The organism is Burkholderia savannae, assembly GCF_001524445.2.
Lineage (GTDB): Bacteria > Pseudomonadota > Gammaproteobacteria > Burkholderiales > Burkholderiaceae > Burkholderia > Burkholderia savannae.
The window spans coordinates 110,184-134,191 of record NZ_CP013417.1 but is presented as its reverse complement, the minus strand read 5'-3'; the positions used below and the strand labels follow the sequence as shown (position 1 = coordinate 134,191).

General features: G+C 62.4%; 36 protein-coding genes. All 36 read right to left on the bottom strand.

Translation table 11 applies throughout. From position 1 onward, the window contains the following. Positions 1–159: 159 nt before the first annotated feature. A complete protein-coding gene (gene dsbD, locus WS78_RS00735; protein ID WP_059577387.1) occupies positions 160–2,046 on the bottom strand; it encodes a protein-disulfide reductase DsbD in 1,887 nt (628 codons plus the stop codon). Continuing rightward, complete coding sequence (cutA, locus tag WS78_RS00730) at positions 2,039–2,365, bottom strand: divalent-cation tolerance protein CutA (RefSeq protein ID WP_059577390.1); 327 nt, start codon at positions 2,363–2,365, stop codon at positions 2,039–2,041. The genes dsbD and cutA overlap by 8 nt, the downstream gene beginning before the upstream one ends. A 157-nt stretch (positions 2,366–2,522) precedes the next feature. After that, positions 2,523–2,918: a 50S ribosomal protein L17 gene (rplQ, locus tag WS78_RS00725; RefSeq protein ID WP_059577393.1), complete on the bottom strand. Its 396-nt coding sequence runs from the start codon at positions 2,916–2,918 to the stop codon at positions 2,523–2,525. Between the two features lie 140 nt (positions 2,919–3,058). Continuing rightward, positions 3,059–4,036, bottom strand: a complete 978-nt coding sequence (locus WS78_RS00720; protein ID WP_009888441.1) for a DNA-directed RNA polymerase subunit alpha — start codon at positions 4,034–4,036, stop codon at positions 3,059–3,061. A 127-nt stretch (positions 4,037–4,163) separates the two neighbouring features. Beyond that, the gene (rpsD, locus tag WS78_RS00715) at positions 4,164–4,787 is read right to left on the bottom strand and encodes a 30S ribosomal protein S4 (RefSeq protein WP_038749644.1); all 624 of its coding nucleotides are present in this window, start codon (positions 4,785–4,787) and stop codon (positions 4,164–4,166) included. Positions 4,788–4,939: 152 nt separating this feature from the next. After that, entirely contained in the window at positions 4,940–5,341 is a 402-nt protein-coding gene (gene rpsK, locus WS78_RS00710) for a 30S ribosomal protein S11 (protein WP_004197937.1), read from the bottom strand. A gap of 28 nt (positions 5,342–5,369) precedes the next feature. Then, positions 5,370–5,735: a 30S ribosomal protein S13 gene (gene rpsM, locus WS78_RS00705; RefSeq protein ID WP_038749642.1), complete on the bottom strand. Its 366-nt coding sequence runs from the start codon at positions 5,733–5,735 to the stop codon at positions 5,370–5,372. 38 nt (positions 5,736–5,773) lie between these two features. Beyond that, positions 5,774–5,890, bottom strand: coding sequence for a 50S ribosomal protein L36 (rpmJ, locus tag WS78_RS00700; RefSeq protein WP_004199844.1), 117 nt, complete (start codon positions 5,888–5,890; stop codon positions 5,774–5,776). Between the two features lie 20 nt (positions 5,891–5,910). Continuing rightward, positions 5,911–6,129: a translation initiation factor IF-1 gene (gene infA / locus WS78_RS00695; protein WP_004521905.1), complete on the bottom strand. Its 219-nt coding sequence runs from the start codon at positions 6,127–6,129 to the stop codon at positions 5,911–5,913. 9 nt (positions 6,130–6,138) lie between these two features. Next, positions 6,139–7,485, bottom strand: coding sequence for a preprotein translocase subunit SecY (gene secY, locus WS78_RS00690; protein ID WP_009906430.1), 1,347 nt, complete (start codon positions 7,483–7,485; stop codon positions 6,139–6,141). 44 nt (positions 7,486–7,529) lie between these two features. Then, positions 7,530–7,964 (bottom strand): 50S ribosomal protein L15, encoded by a 435-nt coding sequence (gene rplO / locus WS78_RS00685; protein WP_038749639.1) that lies wholly within the window; start codon positions 7,962–7,964, stop codon positions 7,530–7,532. Between the two features lie 28 nt (positions 7,965–7,992). Beyond that, complete coding sequence (rpmD, locus tag WS78_RS00680) at positions 7,993–8,175, bottom strand: 50S ribosomal protein L30 (RefSeq protein ID WP_004202755.1); 183 nt, start codon at positions 8,173–8,175, stop codon at positions 7,993–7,995. A gap of 15 nt (positions 8,176–8,190) precedes the next feature. Next, on the bottom strand, positions 8,191–8,709 hold the full coding sequence (gene rpsE / locus WS78_RS00675) for a 30S ribosomal protein S5 (protein WP_004197945.1): 519 nt from the start codon (positions 8,707–8,709) through the stop codon (positions 8,191–8,193). 13 nt (positions 8,710–8,722) lie between these two features. Then, positions 8,723–9,088 carry a 50S ribosomal protein L18 gene (gene rplR, locus WS78_RS00670; protein ID WP_004197946.1) on the bottom strand — a complete coding sequence of 122 codons (366 nt, stop codon included), beginning with the start codon at positions 9,086–9,088 and terminating at the stop codon, positions 8,723–8,725. A gap of 12 nt (positions 9,089–9,100) precedes the next feature. Beyond that, positions 9,101–9,631, bottom strand: coding sequence for a 50S ribosomal protein L6 (rplF, locus tag WS78_RS00665; protein WP_038749636.1), 531 nt, complete (start codon positions 9,629–9,631; stop codon positions 9,101–9,103). Positions 9,632–9,651: 20 nt separating this feature from the next. Then, on the bottom strand, positions 9,652–10,047 hold the full coding sequence (gene rpsH, locus WS78_RS00660) for a 30S ribosomal protein S8 (protein ID WP_038749635.1): 396 nt from the start codon (positions 10,045–10,047) through the stop codon (positions 9,652–9,654). Positions 10,048–10,061: 14 nt separating this feature from the next. Further along, a complete protein-coding gene (rpsN, locus tag WS78_RS00655) occupies positions 10,062–10,367 on the bottom strand; it encodes a 30S ribosomal protein S14 (protein ID WP_010106961.1) in 306 nt (101 codons plus the stop codon). Positions 10,368–10,374: 7 nt separating this feature from the next. Further along, positions 10,375–10,914 carry a 50S ribosomal protein L5 gene (gene rplE, locus WS78_RS00650; protein ID WP_004202757.1) on the bottom strand — a complete coding sequence of 180 codons (540 nt, stop codon included), beginning with the start codon at positions 10,912–10,914 and terminating at the stop codon, positions 10,375–10,377. A gap of 17 nt (positions 10,915–10,931) precedes the next feature. Beyond that, positions 10,932–11,240, bottom strand: a complete 309-nt coding sequence (rplX, locus tag WS78_RS00645) for a 50S ribosomal protein L24 (protein WP_004197950.1) — start codon at positions 11,238–11,240, stop codon at positions 10,932–10,934. A gap of 9 nt (positions 11,241–11,249) precedes the next feature. Continuing rightward, positions 11,250–11,618 carry a 50S ribosomal protein L14 gene (gene rplN, locus WS78_RS00640; RefSeq protein ID WP_004197951.1) on the bottom strand — a complete coding sequence of 123 codons (369 nt, stop codon included), beginning with the start codon at positions 11,616–11,618 and terminating at the stop codon, positions 11,250–11,252. Positions 11,619–11,924: 306 nt separating this feature from the next. After that, entirely contained in the window at positions 11,925–12,197 is a 273-nt protein-coding gene (gene rpsQ / locus WS78_RS00635; protein ID WP_004201274.1) for a 30S ribosomal protein S17, read from the bottom strand. Continuing rightward, the gene (rpmC, locus tag WS78_RS00630; protein WP_004199856.1) at positions 12,194–12,388 is read right to left on the bottom strand and encodes a 50S ribosomal protein L29; all 195 of its coding nucleotides are present in this window, start codon (positions 12,386–12,388) and stop codon (positions 12,194–12,196) included. Before rpmC ends, rpsQ begins: the two co-directional genes overlap by 4 nt. Positions 12,389–12,397: 9 nt before the next feature. Beyond that, positions 12,398–12,814 carry a 50S ribosomal protein L16 gene (gene rplP, locus WS78_RS00625; protein WP_004199857.1) on the bottom strand — a complete coding sequence of 139 codons (417 nt, stop codon included), beginning with the start codon at positions 12,812–12,814 and terminating at the stop codon, positions 12,398–12,400. A 2-nt stretch (positions 12,815–12,816) separates the two neighbouring features. Continuing rightward, entirely contained in the window at positions 12,817–13,617 is an 801-nt protein-coding gene (gene rpsC, locus WS78_RS00620) for a 30S ribosomal protein S3 (protein WP_038749633.1), read from the bottom strand. 11 nt (positions 13,618–13,628) lie between these two features. Further along, complete coding sequence (gene rplV, locus WS78_RS00615; protein WP_004199272.1) at positions 13,629–13,958, bottom strand: 50S ribosomal protein L22; 330 nt, start codon at positions 13,956–13,958, stop codon at positions 13,629–13,631. Between the two features lie 12 nt (positions 13,959–13,970). Beyond that, positions 13,971–14,246, bottom strand: a complete 276-nt coding sequence (gene rpsS / locus WS78_RS00610; RefSeq protein WP_004199273.1) for a 30S ribosomal protein S19 — start codon at positions 14,244–14,246, stop codon at positions 13,971–13,973. Between the two features lie 10 nt (positions 14,247–14,256). Next, positions 14,257–15,084 carry a 50S ribosomal protein L2 gene (gene rplB, locus WS78_RS00605; protein ID WP_038749631.1) on the bottom strand — a complete coding sequence of 276 codons (828 nt, stop codon included), beginning with the start codon at positions 15,082–15,084 and terminating at the stop codon, positions 14,257–14,259. 2 nt (positions 15,085–15,086) lie between these two features. Beyond that, the gene (gene rplW, locus WS78_RS00600; protein ID WP_004199275.1) at positions 15,087–15,401 is read right to left on the bottom strand and encodes a 50S ribosomal protein L23; all 315 of its coding nucleotides are present in this window, start codon (positions 15,399–15,401) and stop codon (positions 15,087–15,089) included. Continuing rightward, positions 15,398–16,018, bottom strand: a complete 621-nt coding sequence (rplD, locus tag WS78_RS00595) for a 50S ribosomal protein L4 (RefSeq protein WP_038749629.1) — start codon at positions 16,016–16,018, stop codon at positions 15,398–15,400. Before rplD ends, rplW begins: the two co-directional genes overlap by 4 nt. Further along, positions 16,018–16,677 (bottom strand): 50S ribosomal protein L3, encoded by a 660-nt coding sequence (gene rplC, locus WS78_RS00590; RefSeq protein WP_038749718.1) that lies wholly within the window; start codon positions 16,675–16,677, stop codon positions 16,018–16,020. The genes rplD and rplC overlap by 1 nt, the downstream gene beginning before the upstream one ends. Before the next feature lie 197 nt (positions 16,678–16,874). Then, a complete protein-coding gene (gene rpsJ / locus WS78_RS00585; protein ID WP_004199280.1) occupies positions 16,875–17,186 on the bottom strand; it encodes a 30S ribosomal protein S10 in 312 nt (103 codons plus the stop codon). Positions 17,187–17,454: 268 nt separating this feature from the next. Then, entirely contained in the window at positions 17,455–18,645 is a 1,191-nt protein-coding gene (tuf, locus tag WS78_RS00580; RefSeq protein WP_059577396.1) for an elongation factor Tu, read from the bottom strand. Positions 18,646–18,686: 41 nt separating this feature from the next. Next, positions 18,687–20,789: an elongation factor G gene (fusA, locus tag WS78_RS00575; protein WP_038754746.1), complete on the bottom strand. Its 2,103-nt coding sequence runs from the start codon at positions 20,787–20,789 to the stop codon at positions 18,687–18,689. 123 nt (positions 20,790–20,912) lie between these two features. Beyond that, positions 20,913–21,383 carry a 30S ribosomal protein S7 gene (gene rpsG / locus WS78_RS00570; RefSeq protein ID WP_004198359.1) on the bottom strand — a complete coding sequence of 157 codons (471 nt, stop codon included), beginning with the start codon at positions 21,381–21,383 and terminating at the stop codon, positions 20,913–20,915. 170 nt (positions 21,384–21,553) lie between these two features. Beyond that, the gene (rpsL, locus tag WS78_RS00565) at positions 21,554–21,934 is read right to left on the bottom strand and encodes a 30S ribosomal protein S12 (protein ID WP_004521903.1); all 381 of its coding nucleotides are present in this window, start codon (positions 21,932–21,934) and stop codon (positions 21,554–21,556) included. Positions 21,935–22,153: 219 nt separating this feature from the next. Next, positions 22,154–24,001, bottom strand: coding sequence for a DNA helicase RecQ (gene recQ / locus WS78_RS00555; RefSeq protein WP_059577398.1), 1,848 nt, complete (start codon positions 23,999–24,001; stop codon positions 22,154–22,156). Positions 24,002–24,008: the final 7 nt, after the last annotated feature.

Genomic DNA, 24,008 nt, shown 5'->3' with positions numbered 1-24,008 from the left:
TCAGACGCGGGCGTTTGCGCAAGCGAAGCGGAACGCGCGAATAGCGAAATCGAAAATGGCGAGGCTCGATGCCTCGCCATTTTTATTTGCGCCCGATCGACTTCGGCGGCGATGGCGGCGCGCGCCGCGCATTCGCTCGCAGGGCCCGCTTCGATTCCGTCACGACGCCGACAACGCAGCCGGCAGCGACATCCGATCGAGACTGCGCAGGAACCGATCGGCGGATTGATAGCCGACGACGCGACCGCGCTCCTGCCCGTTCCGCTCGAACACGATGATGCCCGGCGGTCCGAACAGGCCGAAGCGCTTCAAGAGCGCCTGATCGTCCGGCGTGTTCGCCGTCACGTCCGCGCGCACGAGACGCATTTGTGCGAGCCGCGCGCCGACGCGCGCGTCGCTGAACGTCAGATGCTCCATCTCCTTGCAGCTCACGCACCAGTCCGCATAAAAGTCGAGCATTACCGGCTGCGTCGACGTCTTCACGATCTCGTCGAGCTCGGCGAGCGAGCGCACCGGCGCGAACGCCGGCCCTTCATGCGCAACCGAGCCGGCACTCGCGGCGGCCGCGCCGACCGGCGCCGCGCGCGCCGCGAGCACCGCGAGCGGGCGCAGCGGATCGGTCGAGCCCGCCGCGAGTCCGACGAGGAGCGTCGCGGCCCAGATCGCGAGCGCCGCACCGAGCCCGCGCCCAAGGCGACGCCAGATCGACGACGAGCCCGAATGCGGCGTGAAGAGCCCGAGCGCGGCGGCGGCGATCAGCAGCCACAACGCGCCCAGACCGAGCTGCGACGCGGCGTTCAGCGCCGGCCAGACGATCCACAGCGCAGCGGCGAGCAGCACGACGCCGAAGAACACCTTCACGCCGTCCATCCACGCGCCGGCGCGCGGCAACAGTGTGCCCGCGCCGATCCCGATGACGAGGAGCGGAACGCCGAGGCCGACGCCCATCGAGAAGAGCGCGGCGCCGCCGAGGAACGCGCTGCCGGTGTGCGCGATGAACGCGAGCACGGCGAAAAGCGGCGCGGTCATGCACGCGCCGACGACGAGCGCCGACAGCGCGCCCATCGTCGCGACGGCCGCGAAGCGTCCGCCCTTGCGCGGCCCGGTCGTCTGCGCGGCGCCGCTCTGCCAGCGCTGCGGCAACGTGATGTCGATTCCGCCGATCAGCAGCAGCGCGAACACCGTGAGGAGCAGCGCGAACGCGCCGAGCACCCACGGATTCTGCAGCCACGCGCCGAGGCTCTGCCCGACGAGCGCCGCCGCGACGCCGAGCGCCGTATAGATGAGCGCCATGCCGATCACATAGGTGAGCGATAGCGCAAACGCGCGCGTGCGCGTCGCATGCGCGCCTTCGCCGACGATGATCGCCGACAAGATCGGGATCATCGGATACGAGCACGGCAACAGGCTCAGCACCATGCCGGCCACGAAATAGAGCGCGACGATCGTCAGGAATCCGTGGCCTTCGAGCAACGAACGTGCGTAGTCGGCACTCGTCACGCGCTCGTACCAGCTGCCGCCGTCGGCGGCGGCCGGATCGGCTCCGGCCGCCGCCGCGACGGGGCGCGCGCCGGCTGCGCCGAGCGCCGCGCCGTCGATCCGCGCGACGTGCTCGGCGGGCGGATAGCAGATCCCCTCGTCCGCACAGCCCTGCGACGTCACCGCCAGCTCGAACGGCCCCGCCGCCTGCTTGACGGGCAGATGGATCGTCAGGTCGCCGCGGTAGGTCTCGACGTTCTTCTGGAACGTCGGATCGAACTTCACGTGCCCGGCGGGCAGTTGCGGCTCGCCGAGCGTCGCCGAGCCGCTTTTCACGGCGAACGCGAAGCGCTCGCGATACATGTAATAGCCGTCGGCAATCTTGAAATGAATGTCGACCTGCCCCGGCGCCTCGCTCGCGCTGAATTTGAACGCGACGGAAGGGTCGAGGAAGTCGTCCGCGGCGCGCGCCGCGAACGACGCACCGAGCAGCGCACCGAGCAGCGCGACGACGGCGAGCAGGAAGCAAAGGCGGGACTGCGCGTAAAGCGGAATACGGTTAAACATGAAATAGACGCTGAGTTTCGGTAGCCACCCACTGGCCGTAGGCGGCGGACGCCGTCGCCTGCCACGAGACGATTTCCGGGACGTCGTACGGGTGGTGCGACTGGATATAGCGTTCGAGCTCGAGCGCCCGCACGGCGCTCGTCTTGAACAGCAACTGGATCTCGTCGGCCATCTCGACCTTGCCCTGCCAATGGTAGCTCGAACGGATCGCGCCGAGCTCGGATACGCACGCGGCGAGCCGGGCCGACAGCGCGCCGTCGGCGAGCGCGCGGGCGACGGCGGCGTCGGGCACGGTCGTCAACATCATCACGATCACCATTCGCGCCTCCGTGTGCTCGTTGAAACGTCATATCGTATCGCACGTCGGGTGAGCGCGTGGGCCGCGCGTGCGCGTCAATCCGACGCACGAAATCGGTCAACGAAAACAAAAAGGGCCAAGCATTGCTTGGCCCTTCGTGCTACGTGCGGGAAGACGCTTATTCGGCTTCCTGGACGTTTTCGGTCTCGCCGACTTCCGGACGGTCGAGCAGCTCGACGAGCGCCATCGGCGCGTTGTCGCCGACGCGGAAACCGAACTTCAGGATGCGCAGATAGCCGCCCGGACGGTTCGCGAAGCGCGGGCCGAGCACGTCGAACAGCTTCGCGACGGAATCGCGATCGCGCAGGCGGTTGAACGCCAGCCGGCGGTTCGCGAGCGACGGCTTCTTGCCGAGCGTGATGAGGGGCTCGACCACCTTACGAAGTTCCTTCGCCTTCGGCAGCGTCGTCTTGATGACTTCGTGCTCGATCAGCGAGTTGGACATGTTGCGGAGCATAGCCAGACGGTGGCTGCTCGTGCGGTTCAGTTTCCGCAGACCATGACGGTGACGCATTTCAGTTTCCTTGATTCAAAGTTTTGATCCAGCTCTTCTATCGCGCGAGAAAATCAGGCGCACGGGCCGGTATGAAAAAAAGCAAGATGCGGATTTTAAAAGAAAATCCGCATCTTGACCAGTTACCGCGGCAACCGGGATTACTTGTCGAGGCCGGCCGGCGGCCAGTTCTCGAGCTTCATGCCCAGCGTGAGACCGCGCGAAGCGAGCACTTCCTTGATCTCGTTGAGCGACTTGCGGCCGAGGTTCGGCGTCTTCAGCAGCTCGTTTTCCGTGCGCTGGATCAGGTCGCCGATGTAGTAGATGTTCTCGGCCTTCAGGCAGTTCGCCGAACGGACGGTCAGCTCGAGGTCATCGACCGGGCGCAGCAGGATCGGGTCGATCTGCGGCGCGCGCGACGGCGCTTCCGCGGCCGTTTCCGTGCCTTCCAGCGCGGCGAACACGGACAGCTGGTCGACGAGGATGCGTGCCGATTGGCGGATCGCTTCTTCCGGCGTGATAACGCCGCTCGTTTCGATGTTCATCACGAGCTTGTCGAGGTCGGTACGCTGCTCGACGCGCGCGCTCTCGACCGCATAGCTCACGCGGCGAACCGGCGAGAACGACGCGTCCAGGACGATGCGGCCGATGATCTTCGCCGTCTCGTCGCCGTAACGGCGCACGTTGCCCGGCACGTAGCCGCGGCCCTTCTCGACCTTGATCTGCACGTCGAGCTTGCCGCCCTTCGACAGATGCGCGATCACGTGATTCGGGTTGATGACTTCGCAGTCGTGAGCCAGTTCGATATCGCCGGCCGTCACGACGCCTTCGCCTTCCTTGCGCAGCGTCACCGTGACTTCGTCGCGGTTATGCAGCTTGAACACCACGCCCTTCAGGTTCAGCAGCAGGTTGACGACGTCCTCTTGCACACCATCAAGCGTCGAATACTCGTGCACGACGCCGGCGATCGTCACTTCGGTCGGCGCGTAACCGACCATCGACGACAACAGCACGCGGCGAAGCGCATTGCCCAAGGTGTGGCCGTAACCGCGTTCGAACGGTTCCATCACCACCTTCGCGTGGTTCTCGCCCAGCGATTCCACGGCGATGATCTTGGGTTTCAACAAACTGGTTTGCATAGGTTTTCCTTTTCAATACCCTCGGCTCGTTACACCGATAAGGCTGACCGGTAACAACCTGAAAATGAACAGCCGAGGCCCTGCCTTGCGCGACGCAATGAACAGGATTCCTCGGCCATCAATCGGATTAACGCGAATACAATTCGACGATCAGGCTTTCGTTGATGTCGCCCGCGATGTCGGCGCGCTCCGGCATTTGCTTGAACGTGCCTTCGAACTTCTTCGCATCGACCGCAACCCAGCTCGGCATGCCGCCTTGCTCGGCCAGCGACAGCGCTTCGACGATACGCGCCTGCTTCTTTGCCTTTTCACGGATCGAGATCACGTCGCCCGACTTCACTTGCAGCGACGGGATGTTCGCGACGATGCCGTTGACGGTGATCGCCTTGTGGCTCACGAGCTGACGCGCTTCAGCGCGGGTCGAGCCGAAGCCCATGCGGTACACGACGTTGTCGAGACGCGACTCGAGCAGTTGCAGCAGGTTTTCACCCGTGTTGCCCTTGCGGCGGTCGGCTTCTGCGAAGTAGCGGCGGAACTGACGCTCCAGCACGCCGTAAATGCGCTTGACCTTCTGCTTTTCGCGGAGCTGCGTGCCGTAGTCCGACGTGCGCGCACCCGAGGTGCGGCCGTGCTGACCGGGCTTGCTGTCGAGCTTGCACTTATCGGCGAGCGAGCGGCGCGCGCTCTTCAGGAACAGATCGGTGCCTTCACGGCGAGACAGCTTGGCTTTAGGGCCGATATAACGTGCCACTTTGCATTCCTCTATCTATCTATGACGCGAACCGGAATCCGCGCTAGTTCGCGCCCTTTGGGGCGAACGGTGGGCTTAATCAATCAAATGCGCAATCAAAAAAGCGCAGCCCGTCGACGCAAAGCGGCGACAGGCAAGGCGCCAACGCATCGTTAGATGCGGCGACGCTTCGGCGGACGGCAGCCGTTGTGCGGAATCGGCGTCACGTCCGAAATCGCGGTGATCTTGATGCCGAGACCGTGCAGTGCGCGCACTGCCGACTCGCGGCCCGGGCCGGGGCCCTTGATCCGCACTTCCAGATTCTTCACGCCATATTCCATCGCCACGCGGCCGGCCGACTCGGCAGCCACCTGTGCGGCGAACGGCGTCGATTTGCGCGAGCCCTTGAAGCCCTGGCCGCCCGACGTCGCCCACGCCAGCGCATTGCCCTGGCGATCGGTGATCGTGATGATCGTGTTGTTGAACGACGCGTGAACGTGAACCACGCCTTCAGCGACGTTCTTCTTGACTTTCTTGCGAACGCGTTGCGCCGCGGTGTTCGAAGCCTTAGCCATTACGTTTTCCTGTAACTGTCAGTTCCGCTTACTTCTTCAGCGCTTGCGCTGCACGACGCGGACCCTTGCGAGTACGGGCGTTCGTACGCGTACGCTGGCCGCGCATGGGCAAGCCCTTGCGATGGCGCACGCCGCGGTAGCAGCCGAGGTCCATCAGGCGCTTGATGTTCATCGTCACTTCACGGCGCAGATCGCCTTCGACGACAAACTTGCCCACTTCTTCACGCAGCTTTTCGAGGTCTGCGTCGGTCAGGTCCTTGACCTTCTTCGAGAAAGCCACACCAGAAGCCACGCAGATGCTGCGCGAGCGCGTGCGGCCGATACCAAAAATCGCCGTCAGACCGATTTCGGTATGCTGGTGGTTCGGGATGTTAACCCCTGCGATACGAGCCATTGTTTTTCCTCAAACAAAAAGCGCAAACAAACGCGCAGTCAGCCTTGACGCTGCTTGTGACGCGGATCCGAGCTGCAGATCACGCGAACCACGCCCTTGCGCTTGATGATCTTGCAATTGCGGCAAATGCGCTTAACCGATGCCATCACTTTCATGATATTACCCTTTTTCTAAATCACTTCGCCCGGAACACGATCCGCGCACGAGACAGATCGTAAGGCGTCAATTCAACCGTCACCTTGTCGCCGGGAAGGATACGGATATAGTGCATCCGCATCTTTCCGGAGATATGTCCCAATACGACATGGCCGTTTTCCAGCTTCACCCGGAAGGTCGCATTCGGAAGGTTTTCGATCACCTCACCCTGCATCTGGATTACATCGTCTTTGGCCATAAGTCCTTTTTAACGCATTGGGATGTTGCCGCCCTTGAAATTGGCTTTCTTGAGCAGCGACTCATACTGTTGCGACATAACGTACGACTGCACCTGCGCCATGAAGTCCATCGTGACGACGACAATGATCAGCAGCGACGTTCCACCAAAATAAAACGGCACGTTCCAGCGCAACACCAGGAACTCCGGCAGCAGACACACGAAGACGATGTAGATCGCACCGGCCAGCGTGAGACGCGTGAGAATCCGGTCGATGTATCGCGCGGTCTGGTCGCCCGGACGGATGCCCGGCACGAACGCGCCACTCTTCTTCAGGTTGTCCGCGGTTTCCCTGCTGTTGAACACCAGCGCGGTGTAGAAGAAGCAGAAAAACACGATTGCCAGCGTGTAAAGCAGCACATAGACCGGCTGGCCCGGCTTCAGCGCTTCCGCGACGTTGTGCAGCGTGTCGGACAGCCAGCCCTTGCGCTCGCCCGAGCTGAACCAGCTCAGGATCGTCGCCGGGAACAGGATGATCGACGATGCGAAGATCGGCGGAATCACGCCCGACATGTTCAGCTTCAGCGGCAGGTGCGACGACTGCCCGCCGTAAATCTTGTTGCCGACCTGGCGCTTCGCGTAGTTCACGAGGATCTTGCGCTGACCGCGTTCGATGAACACGACCAGGTAAGTCACCGCGGCGATCAGAACGACGATGATGATCGCCGAAATGATGCTCATCGAACCCGTGCGCACCAGCTCGAACAACCCACCGACGGCATTCGGGAACCCTGCTGCGATCCCGCCGAAGATGATGATCGAGATGCCGTTGCCGAGACCACGCTCGGTGATCTGCTCGCCGAGCCACATCAGGAACATCGTTCCCGTCACCAGCGTGACGACCGTCGTCAGACGGAACACCGCGCCCGGATCGGTCACGAGCCCCGGCTGATTCTCCAGCGCGGCCGCGATGCCGAAAGCCTGGAACGTCGCGAGCACCACGGTGAAGTACCGCGTGTACTGCGTGATCTTCCGCTGTCCGGCCTGCCCTTCCTTCTTCAGCGCCTCGAGCTGCGGCGACACGATCGCCATCAGCTGCATGATGATCGACGCCGAGATATACGGCATGATCCCCAGCGCGAAGATCGTAAAGCGAGACAGCGCGCCACCCGAGAACATGTTGAACATGCCCAGGATGCCGCCCGCCTGGCTCTGGAACAGCTTCGCCAGTTGATCCGGGTCGATGCCCGGCACCGGGATGTGCGCGCCGATGCGATAGACGATCAGCGCCAGCAGCAAGAACATTGCACGCCGACGCAGATCGCCGAACTTCGCCGTGCTTCGACCGGGTTTTGCGAGACTCGGGCTGTTAGCCAAGTATCTTCTCCGATGCAAATGCTAGTGACGGCACGCGTTGCGTGTCACTCGGCAAACGAACCGCCGGCCGCCTCGATCGCGGCGCGCGCACCCTTCGTCGCACCGAGACCCTTGACGACGATCTTGCGCTTCAGCTCGCCCGTCGCGATGATCTTCGCGCTCTTGGTCAGCTCGCCGACGAGGCCGGCTTGCTTCAGAGCGAGCAGATCGACTTCGTCGACCGGCAGCTTTTCGAGGTCGGAGAGGCGCACTTCACCGACGAATTCCTTCGTCAGGGACGTGAAGCCGCGCTTCGGCAGACGACGCTGCAGCGGCATCTGACCGCCTTCGAAGCCGACCTTGTGAAAGCCGCCCGAACGCGATTTCTGCCCCTTGTGACCACGGCCGGCCGTCTTACCGAGGCCGGAACCGATGCCGCGGCCAACGCGACGCTTCGCATGCTTAGCGCCTGCCGCCGGCTTCAGGTTATTCAATTCCATATCAACTCCTTGATCCGTAGTCGGCCGCTTAACCGATGACCTTCACAAGGTACGAGACCTTGTTGATCATCCCGCGCACCGCCGGCGTATCCTGCAGTTCGCTGACCGAGTTGAGACGGCGCAGACCCAGACCGCGCACGGTGGCGCGGTGCGATTCGCGGGTCCCAATCAGGCTCTTCACGAGCTGAACCTTGACAGTTTTTTCAGACATGGTGACCACCTGGGCTTAGCCCAAAATTTCTTCGACGGACTTGCCGCGCTTCGCCGCGATGTCGGCCGGGGTCGACTGCTTGCGCAGGCCGTCCAGCGTCGCACGAACGAGGTTGTACGGGTTCGTCGAGCCGTGGCTCTTCGCGACGACGTTCTGCACGCCCATCACGTCGAACACCGCGCGCATCGGGCCGCCGGCGATCACGCCGGTACCGTCCTTCGCCGGAGCGAGGAGAACCGTCGACGCACCGTGCTTGCCGTGCACTTCGTGCTGCAGCGTGCCGTTCTTCAGCGGCACCTTGAACATGTTGCGGCGGGCCTGCTCCATCGCCTTCTGGACGGCAACCGGCACTTCCTTCGCCTTGCCCTTGCCCATGCCGACGCGGCCATCGCCATCGCCAACCACGGTCAGTGCGGCGAAGCCGAGAATACGGCCACCCTTCACGACCTTGGTCACGCGATTGACCGAGATCATCTTTTCGCGAAGGCCGTCGTCGCGCTCGTCAGCCTGAACTTTCGCTTGCATCTTTGCCATGACGATTCCTTCCTTAGAACTTGAGCCCAGCTTCGCGAGCTGCCTCGGCCAGCGCCTTCACGCGGCCGTGGTAGCGGAAGCCCGAGCGGTCGAAGGCGACGGATTCGATGCCGGCGGCCTTGGCCTTTTCGGCGATACGCTTGCCGATCAGCGTGGCAGCGGCGACGTTGCCGCCCTTGCCCGACTTGTCGGCGAGCTGAGCGCGCACTTCGGCTTCGAGCGTCGACGCGCTGGCCAGCACCTTGGTGCCGCAGGGCGAGAACACCTGAGCGTAGATGTGCGTGTTCGTGCGATGCACGGCGAGACGCGCGACCTGCAACTCAGCGATCTTGATACGCGTCTGGCGAGCGCGGCGCAGGCGAGATTGAGTCTTATCCATGATTGCGCACCCTTACTTCTTCTTCGTTTCTTTGAGGATCACAACCTCGTCGGCATAGCGCACGCCCTTGCCCTTGTACGGCTCGGGCGGACGGTAGCCGCGCACTTCGGCAGCGACTTGGCCGACTTTCTGCTTGTCGATCCCCTTGATCACGATTTCGGTTTGCGTCGGGGTTTCAGCCTTGACGCCTTCCGGCATCTGGTGCACCACCGGGTGCGAGAAACCCAGCGACAGGTTCAGCTTGTCGCCTTGCGCCTGCGCACGATAACCGACGCCAACCAGCGTCAGCTTGCGCTCGAAACCCTTGGTCACGCCGTGCACGGCATTCGCGATGATCGCGCGCATCGTGCCCGACAGTGCATTTGCTTCGCGGCTGTCGTCGACCGGCGACAGGTTCAGCGTGCCGTCGTTGTTCGCCACGTTCACGAGCGGATTGACCGCTTGCGTGATGGTGCCCAGCGGACCCTTGACGATGATCGCACCGTCGGCCAGCTTGACTTCCGCGCCTTGCAGCGCGATCGGGCTCTTACCTACTCGAGACATGTTCCTCTCTCCTTTCGGCTTTAAGCGACGTAGCAGATGACTTCGCCGCCGACGCCGGTAGCGCGCGCCTTGCGGTCGGTCATCACGCCCTTCGGCGTCGACACGATTGCCACACCGAGGCCATTCATGACCTGCGGAATCTCGTTACGGCCGCGGTACACGCGCAGACCCGGCTTCGACACGCGCTCGAGGCGCTCGATGACCGGACGGCCCGCGTAGTACTTCAGCGCGATGTTCAGCTCGGCCTTCGCGCCTTCCGCCTTCACGGCGAAATCGTCGATATAACCTTCGTCCTTCAGGACCTGCGCGATCGCAACCTTGACCTTCGACGAGGGCATCGACACCGAAACCTTCTCGACCATCTGCGCGTTGCGGATGCGAGTCAGCATATCGGCGATAGGATCACTCATGCTCATTTATGTTTCTCCTATTACCAGCTCGCCTTGGTCAGGCCAGGAATCTCGCCACGGAATGCGATTTCACGAATCTTGTTGCGCGCGAGGCCGAACTTGCGGAACGTGCCGCGCGGACGGCCCGTGATCGCGCAGCGGTTACGCTTGCGGGTCGGGTTCGCGTTGCGGGGCAGTTGCTGCAGTTCCAGGCGAGCGGCGTAGCGCTCTTCTTCGGACTTGCTCGCGTCGTCGATGATCGCCTTCAGTTCAGCACGCTTCGGAGCGTACTTTTGCGCAAGGCGAGCGCGCTTCTTTTCACGTTCGATCAGTGCCAGTTTAGCCACGGTAACCTCAGTTTCTGAACGGGAACTTGAAGCTGGCGAGCAGAGCCTTCGCTTCGTCGTCGGTCTTCGCGGTCGTCGTGATGCTGATGTTCAGCCCACGCAGCGCGTCGATCTTGTCGTAATCGATTTCGGGGAAAATGATCTGCTCTTTCACACCGATGTTGTAGTTGCCGCGACCATCGAATGCACGGCCCGACACGCCGCGGAAATCGCGCACGCGGGGCAGGGCAACCGTCACGAAACGATCGAGGAATTCGTACATCGCGCGGCCGCGCAGCGTGACCATCGCGCCGATCGGGTAGCCTTGACGAATCTTGAAGCCCGCGATTGCCTTGCGAGCCTTCGTCACGACAGGCTTCTGACCCGCGATCTTCGTCAGATCGCCGACGGCGTTCTCGATGATCTTCTTGTCGGCGACCGCTTCGCCAAGACCCATGTTCAGCGTGATCTTGGTGATGCGCGGCACTTCCATGACCGACTTGTAGCCGAACTTCTCGATCAGGCCGGGAACAACCTTCTCTTTGTAAAACTCTTGAAAACGTGCCATTTCTCTACTCCGCAGCGTCAGGCGCTCAGCACGGCACCGGTCGTCTTCAGGAAGCGAACCTTCTTGCCATCCTCGACCTTGATGCCAACACGCGAAGCCTTGCCGTTCGCGTCGACCAGTGCGACGTTCGAAATATGCAGCGGCATCGTCTTCGCTTCCACGCCGCCCGTCGTACCCTTCATCGGGTTCGGCTTCACATGCTTCTTGACGAGGTTGATACCCTCGACCGTCACATGCTCGGCGCCCACGGCCAGCACGACACCGCGCTTGCCTTTGTCCTTGCCGGTGATGACGATCACTTCGTCACCCTTGCGAATCTTGTTCATCGCGACTCCTTACAGCACTTCCGGCGCCAGCGACACGATCTTCATGAATCGTTCGCTACGCAGCTCACGCGTGACCGGCCCGAAGATACGGGTGCCGATCGGCTCGAGCTTGTTATTCAAAAGCACAGCGGCGTTGCCGTCGAACTTGATCAGCGAGCCGTCTTGACGGCGAACGCCCTTGGCGGTGCGGACCACCACGGCGTTGTAGATTTCGCCTTTCTTCACGCGCCCGCGCGGCGTTGCCTCTTTGACGCTCACCTTGATGATGTCGCCAATGCTGGCATAACGACGCTTCGAGCCGCCGAGCACCTTGATGCACATGACTTCACGCGCACCCGTGTTGTCGGCCACTTCAAGCCGAGATTCGGTCTGGATCATGGTTTGTCTTTCCCAACTTAATCCGGATACGCCACCATGGCGCATACGGTCAGTCTTGGTCCCGTCAGCCGAGGCTGCTTGGGTTGGAACAGCAGCGACGGCAAACGAAACCCGCCATCGCAATCGGTGAATCCTTCGGAGCAGGCCTGACGCCAGTCCGCTTCCCCCACCAGTCACTTCGCCCGCGACGGGGCTCCCATAAAGAGGGAAGACCGGGATTATAACAAATAATCCCGGCCACGCAAGCAAAAACTTTGCGATTTCAAGCACTTCTACTGCTGAAGCACTTTTTACTGCCTTTCCCGCTTAGATCACGCGGGCCGCCTCGACGAGACGCGAAACCGCCCAGGCCTTCGTCTTCGAAACAGGACGGGTTTCCTGGATTTCGACGAGATCGCCTTCGTTGTAGGTGTTCGCTTCATCGTGCGCGTGGTACTTCTTCGAGCGCACGACATACTTGCCGTAGATCGGGTGCTTGACGCGGTGCTCGACCAGCACGGTGACGGTCTTGTCCATCTTGTTGCTGACGACCTTACCGACGAGCGTCCGCTTCAGCGAGGTTTTCACGCTATCGTTCATTTCTGGTTCGCCTTCTGAGTCAGGACGGTCCGCACACGTGCGATGTCGCGACGAACCTTCTTCAGCTGGCTCGTGTTCGTGAGCTGCTGGGTCGCGAGTTGCATGCGCAGGCCGAATTGCGCCTTCAACAGGTCCGACAGCTCCTTGTTGAGCGCGGCCTGATCTTTCTGGAGAAGTTCGGAAGCCTTCATGTTTTCTCCTTAGGCGCCGAGCTGACGCACGATGAACGTCGTCTTCAGCGGCAGCTTCGCTGCGGCCAGACGGAACGCTTCACGCGCCAGTTCTTCGGATACGCCATCCATTTCATACAGCATCTTGCCCGGCTGAATCTCGGCGACGTAGTACTCAGGGTTACCCTTACCGTTACCCATCCGCACTTCGGCCGGCTTCTGCGAAATCGGCTTGTCCGGGAAGATGCGAATCCAGATGCGGCCGCCGCGCTTGATGTGACGCGTCATTGCACGACGCGCCGCCTCGATCTGACGCGCGGTCAGACGGCCGCGACCGACAGCCTTCAGGCCGAACTCACCGAACGACACGGCGTTGCCGCGCGTGGCGATACCGGTGTTACGGCCCTTCTGCTCTTTGCGATACTTCCTGCGTTTCGGTTGCAGCATCGTTATTCTCCAGTCTTGCCGTCTTCCGGCTTGCCGGCGCCACGGCGCGGTGCGCCACGGCGAGCACCCGGAGCGCCGCCTTCACCGTCACGGCGCGGACGACGGTCGCCCGGACGCGCGTTGCGACGCGGACGCTTGTCTTCGGTCACTTCTTCGACCACCGGCGCGTCGTTGCGGCCGAGCGTGTCGCCCTTGTAGACCCACACCTTGACGCCGATGACACCGTACGTCGTCTTTGCTTCCGACGTTGCGTAGTCGATGTCGGCGCGCAGCGTGTGCAGGGGCACGCGGCCTTCGCGGTACCACTCGGTACGCGCGATTTCGATGCCGTTCAGACGACCGGCGCTCATGATCTTGATGCCTTGGGCACCCAGACGCATCGCGTTCTGCATCGCGCGCTTCATCGCGCGGCGGAACATGATCCGGCGCTCGAGCTGCTGCGTGATCGAATCGGCGATCAGTTGCGCATCGGTTTCCGGCTTGCGGATCTCTTCGATGTTGACGTGAACCGGCACGCCCATGCGGCGTTGCAGTTCCGTCTTCAGCAGTTCGATATCCTCGCCCTTCTTGCCGATGACGACGCCCGGACGCGAGCTGAAAATCGTGATGCGCGCGTTCTTCGCCGGACGCTCGATGATGACCCGACCGACCGAAGCATTCTTCAGCTTCTTCTTCAGGTACTCACGAACACCGATGTCTTCCTGCAGCATCGCCGCGAAATTGTTGTTGTTCGCGTACCAGCGCGAAGCCCAATTGCGGCTGACAGCCAGGCGGAAGCCAGTCGGATGAATTTTCTGTCCCATCGTATGGCTCCTTAATTCCCGACCGTCACAGTGATGTGACAGGATTGCTTCTCAATGCGGTTGCCGCGGCCCTTTGCGCGCGCGGTGAAACGCTTGAGCGACGCAGCCTTGTCGACGTAAATGCTCTTGATCTTGAGCTCGTCGATGTCGGCGCCTTCGTTGTGCTCCGCATTCGCGATCGCCGACAGCACGACCTTCTTCACGATGCCAGCCGCCTTCTTCGGCGAGAACGTCAGAACGTTCAGCGCCTTGTCGACCGGCAAACCGCGGATCTGGTCAGCCACAAGGCGCGTCTTCTGCGCCGAGATGCGGGCACCGCGATGAATTGCTTTCACTTCCATCTTGATAGCCCCTTATTTCTTGGCCTTCTTGTCGGCCGCGTGACCCTTGAACGTACGGGTCAGTGCGAACTCGCCAAGCTTGTGGCCGACCATGTTTTCCGAGATGTACACCGGAACGTGTTGACGGCCGTTGTGGACGGCGATCGTCAGACCGATGAAGTCCGGAAGGATCGTCGAGCGACGCGACCAGGTCTTGATCGGCTTCTTGTCGCGCGAAGCTGCAGCCGCCTCAACTTTCTTCAGCAAATGGGCGTCGCAGAACGGACCTTTTTTAACAGAACGTGCCATTGCCTACTCCTTAACGCTTGTGACGGCGCTGGACGATCATCGTCGTCGTGCGCTTGTTGCGACGCGTACGGAAGCCCTTCGTCGGCGTGCCCCACGGGCTCACCGGGTCGCGGCCCGCAGCGGTACGGCCCTCACCACCACCGTGCGGGTGGTCGATCGGGTTCATTGCGACGCCACGCACCGTCGGACGGATACCGCGCCAACGGTTCGCACCGGCCTTGCCGATCTGGCGCAGGCTGTGCTCTTCGTTGCCGACTTCACCGATCGTCGCGCGACACTCGATGTGCACGCGGCGGATTTCGCCCGAACGCAGACGAACCTGCGCGTACACGCCTTCGCGTGCGAGCAGCATCGCCGACGTACCGGCCGAACGCGCCATCTGCGCGCCCTTGCCCGGCAGCATTTCGATGCAGTGAATCGTCGTACCGACCGGAATGTTGCGGATCGGCAGCGTGTTGCCCACGCGAATCGGCGCTTCCGAGCCCGACATCAGTTGCTGGCCCACCGTCACGCCCTTCGGCGCGATGATGTAGCGGCGCTCGCCGTCTGCGTACAGCACGAGCGCGATGTTCGCGCTGCGGTTCGGGTCGTACTCGAAACGCTCGACCTTCGCCGGAATGCCGTCCTTCGTGCGACGGAAATCGATCATGCGGTAGTGCTGCTTGTGACCACCGCCCTGGTGACGCGTCGTGATGCGGCCATTGTTGTTGCGGCCAGCCTTGGAGCTCTGCGTGTCGAGCAGCGCCGCGTGCGGCTTGCCCTTGTGCAGTTCCTTGTTGACCACCTTGACCATCGCGCGGCGACCCGGCGACGTCGGCTTGACTTTGACGATTGCCATGATTACTTGGCCTCCGCTTCAAAGTTGATTTCCTGGCCGGGCTTCAGGCACACGTATGCCTTCTTCACGTCCTTGCGGCGGCCCATCGAACGGCCGAAGCGCTTTTGCTTGCCCTTCTGAACCAGCACGTTGACGGAATCAACTTCAACCTTGAACAGCAGCTCGACAGCCGCCTTCACTTCCTGCTTCGTGGCATCCGGCGCGACTTCGAACACGACTTGCTCGTTCTTGTCGGCAACCAGCGTCGCCTTTTCGGAAATCACCGGTGCGAGCAGGACCTGCATCAAACGATGATCGTTCTTGCGAATCTCGCTCATGACAGCAACTCCTCGATCTGGGCGACCGCAGCCTTCGTGACCAGCACTTTCTTGAAGTAGATCAGCGACAGCGGGTCAGCGTAGCGCGGCTCGACAATCGCCACGTGGGGCAGATTGCGCGACGCGAGGTACAGGTTTTCGTCGACCGTGTCGGTGATGACCAGCACGGAATCGAGACCCATGGCCTTGAACTTGTCGGCCAGCAGCTTGGTCTTCGGCGCTTCGAGGACGATATCCTCGACGACCGACAGACGGCCTTCGCGGGCCAGCTGCGAGAAGATCGAGCAGAGGCCTGCGCGATGCATCTTCTTGTTGACCTTGTGCGAGAAGTTTTCGTCGGGCGAGTTCGGGAAGATCCGACCGCCGCCACGCCACAGCGGGCTCGACGACATACCGGCACGAGCGCGGCCCGTGCCCTTCTGGCGCCACGGCTTCTTGGTCGTGTGCTTGACTTGCTCGCGATCCTTCTGAGCGCGGTTGCCCTGGCGAGCGTTCGCCTGGTATGCAACGACGACCTGGTGGATCAGCGCTTCGTTGTAGTCACGGCCGAACACGACGTCCGACGCATTGACCGCCGCACCTTCCTGACCATTCGCATTCAGGAGCTTGAGTTCCATTATTTCGCCCCCTTCACAGCACGCGTCTTCACGGCCGGCGTCACGAAAACCTTGCCGCCCTTCGCACCCGGAATCGCGCCCTTGACGAGCAGCAGCTTGCGCTCTGCGTCGATACGAGCGATTTCGAGGTTCTGCACCGTCACCGTCACGTCACCCATGTGACCCGTCATGCGCTTGCCCGGGAACACACGGCCCGGATCTTGCGCCATACCGATCGAGCCCGGCACGTTGTGCGAGCGCGAGTTACCGTGCGATGCACGGCCGGAACCGAAGTTGTAGCGCTTGATCGTGCCCGCGTAGCCCTTACCGATCGACACGCCCTGCACGTCGACCTTCTGGCCCACTTCGAACAGATCCGGACCGATCACGGCGCCGTTCGACAACTCGGCGGCCTTGTCGGCTTCGATGCGGAATTCCTTGAGGATTTCACCGGCTTGGACACCGGCTTTGGCGAGATGACCTGCCAGCGGCTTCGTCACGCGCGATGCGCGGCGGGAGCCGAATGCAACCTGCACGGCCGTGTAGCCGTCGGTTTCAACAGTCTTGATCTGCGTCACGCGGTTGTCCGACACGTCGAGCACGGTGACGGGAATCGAATCCCCTTCCGCCGTGAAGATACGGGTCATGCCAACCTTGCGACCTACGAGTCCAAGGCTCATCGTTTTCTCCATTCCCGACTGCGATTGGTCGGGGCTAATTTACAAAACGCCGCAACCCGAAGAGGCTCAGGTCACCGGCTTTTTACGCAAATACGCGAAAAGCCCAACATTATAGCGAGGCTCATCGTTTTTCGCAAGCAATCAAAGACTTAGCGCCATCCGGCGAGCCGCGCGGCGCCGAAAGCCTTCGATCAGCCTTACTGCAGCTTGATTTCCACGTCGACGCCAGCCGGCAGGTCGAGCTTCATCAGCGCGTCGACCGTCTTGTCGGTCGGATCGACGATGTCCATCAGGCGCTGGTGGGTGCGGATTTCGAGCTGATCGCGCGACGTCTTGTTGACGTGCGGCGAACGCAGGATGTCAAAACGCTGGATGCGCGTCGGCAGCGGCACCGGGCCACGGACGATTGCGCCAGTCCGCTTCGCCGTATCGACGATCTCGGCCGCCGATTGATCGATCAGACGATAATCGAAAGCCTTCAGGCGAATGCGGATTTTCTGTTGCTGCATGACGATTCCTTGAAAAGAGCGAGGCGATATTGCATCGCCAGACACCAAAAGAACGCGAAACCCGGAGCCTGCGGGGAGCGAAGCGCCACGTTCCGAACGGTACTTCCACTGCTAAGCCCGCGATTCTACACGAATTTGCGCAGCGATGGGGCGAGTTTGTCGACGACGCAACGGGGCTCCCCAAAAAGACAAACCGGGCGCCAGCACAAACTGGACGCCCGGTTTCGGACGGTACAACTACGTACCGCGGAATCGCGGATCGCCGATATTACTCGATGATCTTGGCGACGACGCCGGCGCCGACGGTGCGGCCGCCTTCGCGGATCGCGAAGCGCAGACCTTCTTCCATCGCGATCGGCGCGATCAGCTTCACCGTGATCGACACGTTGTCGCCCGGCATCACCATTTCCTTGTCCTTCGGCAGCTCGATCGAGCCCGTCACGTCCGTCGTACGGAAGTAGAACTGCGGACGGTAGTTGTTGAAGAACGGCGTGTGACGGCCGCCTTCGTCCTTGCTCAGCACGTACACTTCAGCCGTGAAGTGCGTGTGCGGCGTGATCGAACCCGGCTTCGCCAGAACCTGGCCGCGCTCCACGTCTTCACGCTTCGTGCCGCGCAGCAGGATACCGACGTTGTCGCCTGCCTGACCTTGGTCCAGCAGCTTGCGGAACATTTCCACGCCCGTGCAGGTCGTCTTCGCCGTCGCCTTGATACCGACGATTTCGATTTCCTCGCCGACCTTGACCACGCCACGCTCGACACGACCCGTCACCACCGTACCGCGGCCCGAGATCGAGAACACATCTTCCACCGGCATCAGGAACGCACCATCCACCGCGCGTTCCGGCGTCGGGATGTACGTGTCCAGCGCGTCCGCCAGGTTCATGATCGCCACTTCGCCCAGCTCGCCCTTGTCGCCTTCCAGCGCCAGCTTCGCCGAACCCTTGATGATCGGCGTGTCGTCGCCCGGGAAGTCGTACTTCGACAGCAGTTCGCGCACTTCCATCTCGACCAGCTCGAGCAGCTCGGCGTCGTCCACCATGTCGCACTTGTTCAGGAACACGATGATGTACGGCACGCCGACCTGACGCGCCAGCAGGATGTGCTCACGCGTTTGCGGCATCGGGCCGTCTGCTGCCGAGCACACCAGGATCGCGCCGTCCATCTGCGCCGCGCCCGTGATCATGTTCTTCACGTAGTCGGCGTGGCCCGGGCAGTCGACGTGTGCGTAGTGGCGGTTCGCCGTTTCGTACTCGATGTGCGCCGTGTTGATCGTGATGCCGCGCGCCTTTTCTTCCGGCGCCGCGTCGATTTCGTCGTACTTCTTCGCTTCGCCGCCGAACTTCGCCGACAGAACCGTCGCGATCGCCGCCGTCAGCGTCGTCTTGCCGTGGTCAACGTGACCAATCGTACCAACGTTCACGTGCGGCTTGGTCCGCTCAAACTTCTCTTTTGCCATGATTCTCTTCTTTCAAAAAATAATCAGTTGGTAGATGCAGCTTATTTCGACTTCGCGCTGATGATCGCGTCGGCGACGTTCTTCGGAGCTTCGGCGTAGTGCTTGAACTCCATCGTGTACGTCGCGCGGCCTTGCGTCAGCGAGCGCAGCGACGTCGAGTAGCCGAACATTTCCGACAGCGGCACTTCGGCGCGAACGATCTTGCCGCCGCCGATCATGTCTTCCATGCCCTGGACGATACCGCGACGGCCCGACAGGTCGCCCATCACGTTGCCCATGTAGTCTTCCGGCGTCTCGACTTCGACGGCCATCATCGGCTCGAGCACGACCGGGTTCGCGCGGCGCATTGCTTCCTTGAACGCCATCGAACCGGCCATGCGGAACGCGTTTTCGTTCGAGTCGACGTCGTGGTACGAACCGAACGTCAGGCGAACCTTCACGTCGACGACCGGGAAGCCCGCCAGCACGCCCGACTTCAGCGTGTCCTGGATACCCTTGTCGACCGCCGGGATGTACTCGCGCGGAATCACGCCGCCCTTGATCTCGTCGAAGAACTCGTAGCCCTTGCCCTGCTCGTTCGGCTCGAGCGTGATGACCGCGTGACCGTATTGGCCGCGACCGCCCGACTGCTTGACGAACTTGCCGTCGACGTCCTTCGCCGTCGAGCGGATCGTTTCGCGGTACGCAACCTGCGGCTTGCCGACGGTCGCTTCCACGCCGAATTCACGCTTCATCCGGTCGACCAGAATTTCGAGGTGGAGCTCGCCCATGCCCGAAATGATGGTCTGGCCCGATTCTTCGTCGGTCTGCACGCGGAACGACGGATCTTCCTGCGCCAGACGGTTCAGCGCGAGACCCATCTTTTCCTGGTCAGCCTTCGTCTTCGGCTCGACGGCCTGCGAGATCACCGGCTCCGGGAACACCATGCGCTCGAGCACGATCGGGTGCTGCGGATCGCACAGCGTGTCGCCCGTGGTCGCTTCCTTCAGGCCGACCGCAGCGGCGATGTCGCCTGCGCGGACTTCCTTGATTTCTTCGCGCTGGTTCGCGTGCATCTGCAGAATACGGCCGAGGCGTTCCTTCTTGCCCTTGGTCGAGTTCAGCAGCGTGTCGCCCGAATTGACGACGCCCGAGTACACGCGGAAGAAGATCAGCTGGCCGACGAACGGGTCGGTCATGATCTTGAACGCGAGCGACGAGAACTTCTCTTCGTCGGACGCCTTGCGCTCGGCTGCTTCGCCGCTCTCCAGCTCGCCCTTGACCGGCGGAATGTCGACCGGCGACGGCAGGAAGTCGATCACGGCGTCGAGCATGCGCTGCACGCCCTTGTTCTTGAACGCGGTACCGCACAGCATCGGCTGGATTTCGCACGCGATCGTACGGTCGCGCAGCGCCTTGACGATGTCGGCTTCCGGCAGATCGCCTTCTTCCAGGTACTTGTTCATCAGGTCTTCGCTGGCTTCAGCAGCCACTTCGACCATCTTTTCGCGCCATTCCTTGCAGGTCTCTGCGAGCTCGGCCGGGATGTCGACGTAGTCGAACTTCGTGCCTTGCGACGCTTCGTCCCAAATGATCGCCTTCATCTTCAGCAGGTCGACCACGCCCTTGAAGTTCTCTTCCGAGCCGATCGGCACCACGACCGGAACCGGGTTCGCCTTCAGGCGCAGCTTGAGCTGGTCGTAGACCTTGAAGAAGTTCGCGCCGGTACGGTCCATCTTGTTGACGAACGCGAGACGCGGCACCTTGTACTTGTTCGCCTGGCGCCACACCGTTTCCGACTGCGGCTGCACGCCGCCCACCGCGCAGTACACCATGCACGCGCCGTCGAGCACGCGCATCGAGCGCTCCACTTCAATCGTGAAGTCGACGTGCCCCGGGGTGTCGATGATGTTGATGCGGTGTTCCGGATAGTTGCCGCCCATGCCCTTCCAGAACGCCGTGGTAGCAGCGGACGTGATCGTGATGCCACGCTCCTGTTCCTGCTCCATCCAGTCCATCGTGGCTGCGCCGTCGTGAACTTCACCGATCTTGTGGTTCACGCCGGTGTAAAACAGAATGCGCTCGGTCGTCGTCGTCTTGCCGGCGTCGATGTGAGCGCTAATACCGATGTTGCGGTAGCGCTCGATAGGAGTCTTACGAGCCACTTTGATCCTCTATTGGGTTGGCGCGATGCGACCCTTGTCGCAGCGCGCCTCAACACAAACGGGCGAGGCGCTCGAAAAAGCGCACCCGCCCGGAATTTTTCCGCTAAAAGCCCAGTCCGGCGCTTAGAAACGGAAGTGCGAGAACGCACGGTTGGCTTCCGCCATCCGGTGAACTTCGTCGCGCTTCTTCATCGCGCCGCCGCGGCCTTCAGCCGCTTCGGAGAGTTCACCTGCAAGGCGCAGAGCCATCGACTTCTCGCTACGCTTCTTCGCAGCCTCGCGCAACCAGCGCATCGCCAATGCCATACGACGCGACGGGCGCACTTCGACCGGAACCTGATAGTTCGCACCACCAACGCGACGGCTCTTCACTTCGACCACCGGCTTCACGTTGTTGAGCGCAACCGTGAACACTTCCAGCGGGTCCTTGCCACCCTTGGTCTGGATTTGTTCGAAAGCGCCATAAACGATGCGCTCAGCCACCGACTTCTTGCCGGACAGCATCAGCATGTTCATGAACTTGGCTACATCTACGTTGCCGTACTTCGGATCCGGCAACACTTCCCGCTTGGGGACTTCGCGACGACGCGGCATGTTTCTTCCTTTACCTGTTCAGTTGGAGCTCGAAAGCCCCGCGGCCACCAACTAACCCGATCACATCTGCTCGACTAACCAGCTTGGCCGGGTGACCACTTACTCGACAGCACCGGCAATCCGGCACCACCGCCTTAACCGCCCGGAGGCGATCTCCATTCAGACGCAGCTTACTTCGCAGCCTTCGCACGCTTCGCGCCGTACTTCGAGCGAGCCTGCTTACGGTCCTTGACGCCCTGCGTATCCAGCGAGCCGCGAACCATGTGGTAACGCACACCCGGCAAGTCCTTCACACGGCCGCCGCGGATCAGCACAACCGAGTGCTCCTGCAGGTTGTGGCCTTCACCGCCGATGTACGAAATCACTTCGAAGCCGTTCGTCAGACGAACCTTGGCGACCTTACGGAGTGCCGAGTTCGGCTTCTTCGGCGTCGTCGTGTACACACGGGTGCACACGCCGCGACGCTGGGGGCAGTCCTGCAGGGCCGGGCTCTTGCTCTTCGTCGTTTCCGACGCGCGGCCTTTGCGAACCAGTTGATTGATGGTTGGCATTGTTTATTCCTGAAATTGACCAAAATCGGCACGTCGGCCTCGGGCAAAGCGAAATCCGACGCGCGTGACGCTCCGGAACGCGTGCGCGGCCCCCAGGCTTGCGCCCAGGAATCAACCCACCAAGAACCGGAACCCGGCATGATATTCCGAAAATCCCAAGCGAGTCAACAGCTTGCGTGATTTTTGGTGCCAGAATGCGAAGGCGAGCGCCCCGCGTCATCAGGCCGCTTCGACGACCTCGAGGAGCTCGTCGCCGAAGCGGTCGAGCTTGCGCGCGCCGATGCCCGGAATATGGCGCAGATCGTCGATCGATTCCGGCGCGTTGCGCGCGATCTCCGCGAGCGTCGCGTCGTGAAAGATCACGTACGCCGGCACGCCGTCGCTCTTTGCGGTTTCGGCGCGCCACGTGCGCAGCCGCTCCCAGCACGCGCGCTCGCGCGCGTTCATGCCCGCCGTCGGATCGACGCGCGCGCCGCTGCGGCCCGACGACTGTCGGGTGCGCGCGGGCTTCACGTAGCGGCGCAGCGTGACCGTCTCCTCGCCCTTGAGCACCGGCTTGCTCGCCTCGGTCAGCACGAGCGCGCCGAAGCCGCCGTGATCGACGGCCAAATAGCCGAACGCGACCAGTTGCCGGAAGATCGCGCGCCATTCGGCCTCGGACAGCTCGGCGCCGATGCCGAACGTGCTGAGACTCTCGTGGCCGCGCTGCAACACCTTTTCGGTGCGCGCGCCGCGCAGCACTTCGATCAGGTGGCTCGCGCCGAAATTGAAGCCGCTCGCGCGCTGCGCGCGAAACACGCACGACAGCGCCATCTGCGCCTCGCGCGTCGCGTCCCATGTCGCCGGCGGCTCGAGGCAGGTGTCGCAATTGCCGCACGGCCCGCTCGTCTCGCCGAAATACGCGAGGAGCCGCACGCGGCGGCACGACGCCGTCTCGCACAGCCCGAGCAGCGCGTCGAGCTTCGACGTCTGGACGCGCTTGTGCGTATCGTCCGCGTCCGATTCGTCGATCATCTTGCGCTGCTGGACGACATCGCCGAGCCCGTACGCCATCCATGCGTTCGCCGGCATGCCGTCGCGGCCGGCGCGCCCCGTCTCCTGGTAGTAGCCCTCGACGCTCTTCGGCAAATCCAGGTGCGCGACGAAGCGCACGTCCGGCTTGTCGATGCCCATCCCGAACGCGATCGTCGCGCACATCACGACCCCTTCCTCGCGCTGGAACATCTCCTGGTGCTTCTGCCGGATTCCGAACTCCATTCCCGCGTGATACGGCAGCGCGCGTACCCCCTGCGCCTTCAGCCACTCGGCCGTCTCCTCGACCTTGCGACGCGACAGGCAGTAGACGACCCCCGCGTCGGTCGTGCCGTCCGCGTTCGTGTGCTCCGCGCGGATGAAGTCGAGCAGTTGCGAGCGCGCGTTGTCCTTTTCGACGATCCGGTAACGGATGTTCGGCCGATCGAAGCTCGACACGAAGATCCGTGCGTCGTCGAGCGCGAGGCGCTGGACGATCTCGTCGCGCGTGATCGCGTCGGCGGTCGCCGTGAGCGCGATCCGCGGCACGTCCGGGAAGCGCTCGTGCAGCACCGACAACTGGATGTATTCGGGCCGGAAATCGTGCCCCCACTGTGATACGCAATGCGCCTCGTCGATCGCGAAAAGGCCGATGCGCGCGCGCTCGAGCAGATCGAGGAAGCGCGGCGTCATCAGACGCTCGGGCGCGACGTAGAGCAGATCGATGTCGCCGTCGCGCAGCGCGCGCTCGGTCGCGGCCGCTTCGGCGCCGGAGAGCGTCGAATTCAGATACGCGGCGCGCACGCCGACTTCGGACAGCGCGGCGACCTGATCCTGCATCAGCGCGATCAGCGGCGACACGACGATGCCCGCGCCGCGGCCCGACTCGCTGCGCACGAGCGCCGGAATCTGATAGCAGAGCGACTTGCCGCCGCCCGTCGGCATCAGCACGAGACAGTCGCCGCCCGCCGCAACGTGCTCGACGATCTCGCCCTGTTGACCGCGGAAGGCGGGGTAGCCAAAGACTTCGTTGAGAATTTCGAGCGCGCGGGACATGGATCGG

Coding starts and splice junctions, on each gene's coding strand:
- recQ (WP_059577398.1), bottom strand. CDS start 24,001: ATGTCCCGCGCGCTCGAAATTCTCAACGAAGTCTTTGGCTACCCCGCC.
- rpsQ (WP_004201274.1), bottom strand. CDS start 12,197: ATGAACGATAGCGTGAAAACCTCGCTGAAGCGGACGCTCGTCGGTAAG.
- rplO (WP_038749639.1), bottom strand. CDS start 7,964: ATGGAATTGAATAACCTGAAGCCGGCGGCAGGCGCTAAGCATGCGAAG.
- WS78_RS00720 (WP_009888441.1), bottom strand. CDS start 4,036: ATGCAAACCAGTTTGTTGAAACCCAAGATCATCGCCGTGGAATCGCTG.
- rpsE (WP_004197945.1), bottom strand. CDS start 8,709: ATGGCAAAGATGCAAGCGAAAGTTCAGGCTGACGAGCGCGACGACGGC.
- rplW (WP_004199275.1), bottom strand. CDS start 15,401: ATGAGCGAGATTCGCAAGAACGATCATCGTTTGATGCAGGTCCTGCTC.
- rpsH (WP_038749635.1), bottom strand. CDS start 10,047: ATGAGCATGAGTGATCCTATCGCCGATATGCTGACTCGCATCCGCAAC.
- dsbD (WP_059577387.1), bottom strand. CDS start 2,046: ATGTTTAACCGTATTCCGCTTTACGCGCAGTCCCGCCTTTGCTTCCTG.
- rpmC (WP_004199856.1), bottom strand. CDS start 12,388: ATGAAGGCTTCCGAACTTCTCCAGAAAGATCAGGCCGCGCTCAACAAG.
- infA (WP_004521905.1), bottom strand. CDS start 6,129: ATGGCCAAAGACGATGTAATCCAGATGCAGGGTGAGGTGATCGAAAAC.
- rpsC (WP_038749633.1), bottom strand. CDS start 13,617: ATGGGACAGAAAATTCATCCGACTGGCTTCCGCCTGGCTGTCAGCCGC.
- rplE (WP_004202757.1), bottom strand. CDS start 10,914: ATGGCACGTTTTCAAGAGTTTTACAAAGAGAAGGTTGTTCCCGGCCTG.
- rpsK (WP_004197937.1), bottom strand. CDS start 5,341: ATGGCTAAGGCTTCGAACACCGCGGCGCAACGCGTTCGCAAGAAAGTC.
- rpsS (WP_004199273.1), bottom strand. CDS start 14,246: ATGGCACGTTCTGTTAAAAAAGGTCCGTTCTGCGACGCCCATTTGCTG.
- rpmD (WP_004202755.1), bottom strand. CDS start 8,175: ATGTCTGAAAAAACTGTCAAGGTTCAGCTCGTGAAGAGCCTGATTGGG.
- rplN (WP_004197951.1), bottom strand. CDS start 11,618: ATGATCCAGACCGAATCTCGGCTTGAAGTGGCCGACAACACGGGTGCG.
- rplP (WP_004199857.1), bottom strand. CDS start 12,814: ATGCTGCAACCGAAACGCAGGAAGTATCGCAAAGAGCAGAAGGGCCGT.
- rplF (WP_038749636.1), bottom strand. CDS start 9,631: ATGTCTCGAGTAGGTAAGAGCCCGATCGCGCTGCAAGGCGCGGAAGTC.
- rplD (WP_038749629.1), bottom strand. CDS start 16,018: ATGGAACTCAAGCTCCTGAATGCGAATGGTCAGGAAGGTGCGGCGGTC.
- rplV (WP_004199272.1), bottom strand. CDS start 13,958: ATGGAAGTGAAAGCAATTCATCGCGGTGCCCGCATCTCGGCGCAGAAG.
- tuf (WP_059577396.1), bottom strand. CDS start 18,645: ATGGCAAAAGAGAAGTTTGAGCGGACCAAGCCGCACGTGAACGTTGGT.
- rplC (WP_038749718.1), bottom strand. CDS start 16,677: ATGAGCCTTGGACTCGTAGGTCGCAAGGTTGGCATGACCCGTATCTTC.
- rpsJ (WP_004199280.1), bottom strand. CDS start 17,186: ATGCAGCAACAGAAAATCCGCATTCGCCTGAAGGCTTTCGATTATCGT.
- rplQ (WP_059577393.1), bottom strand. CDS start 2,918: ATGCGTCACCGTCATGGTCTGCGGAAACTGAACCGCACGAGCAGCCAC.
- rpsL (WP_004521903.1), bottom strand. CDS start 21,934: ATGCCAACCATCAATCAACTGGTTCGCAAAGGCCGCGCGTCGGAAACG.
- rpsG (WP_004198359.1), bottom strand. CDS start 21,383: ATGCCGCGTCGTCGCGAAGTCCCCAAGCGGGAAGTGTTGCCGGATCCG.
- rplB (WP_038749631.1), bottom strand. CDS start 15,084: ATGGCAATCGTCAAAGTCAAGCCGACGTCGCCGGGTCGCCGCGCGATG.
- rplR (WP_004197946.1), bottom strand. CDS start 9,088: ATGGATAAGACTCAATCTCGCCTGCGCCGCGCTCGCCAGACGCGTATC.
- rpsM (WP_038749642.1), bottom strand. CDS start 5,735: ATGGCTCGTATCGCAGGGGTTAACATCCCGAACCACCAGCATACCGAA.
- cutA (WP_059577390.1), bottom strand. CDS start 2,365: ATGGTGATCGTGATGATGTTGACGACCGTGCCCGACGCCGCCGTCGCC.
- rplX (WP_004197950.1), bottom strand. CDS start 11,240: ATGAACAAGATTCGCAAGGGTGACGAAGTGATCGTCATCACCGGCAAG.
- rpmJ (WP_004199844.1), bottom strand. CDS start 5,890: ATGAAAGTGATGGCATCGGTTAAGCGCATTTGCCGCAATTGCAAGATC.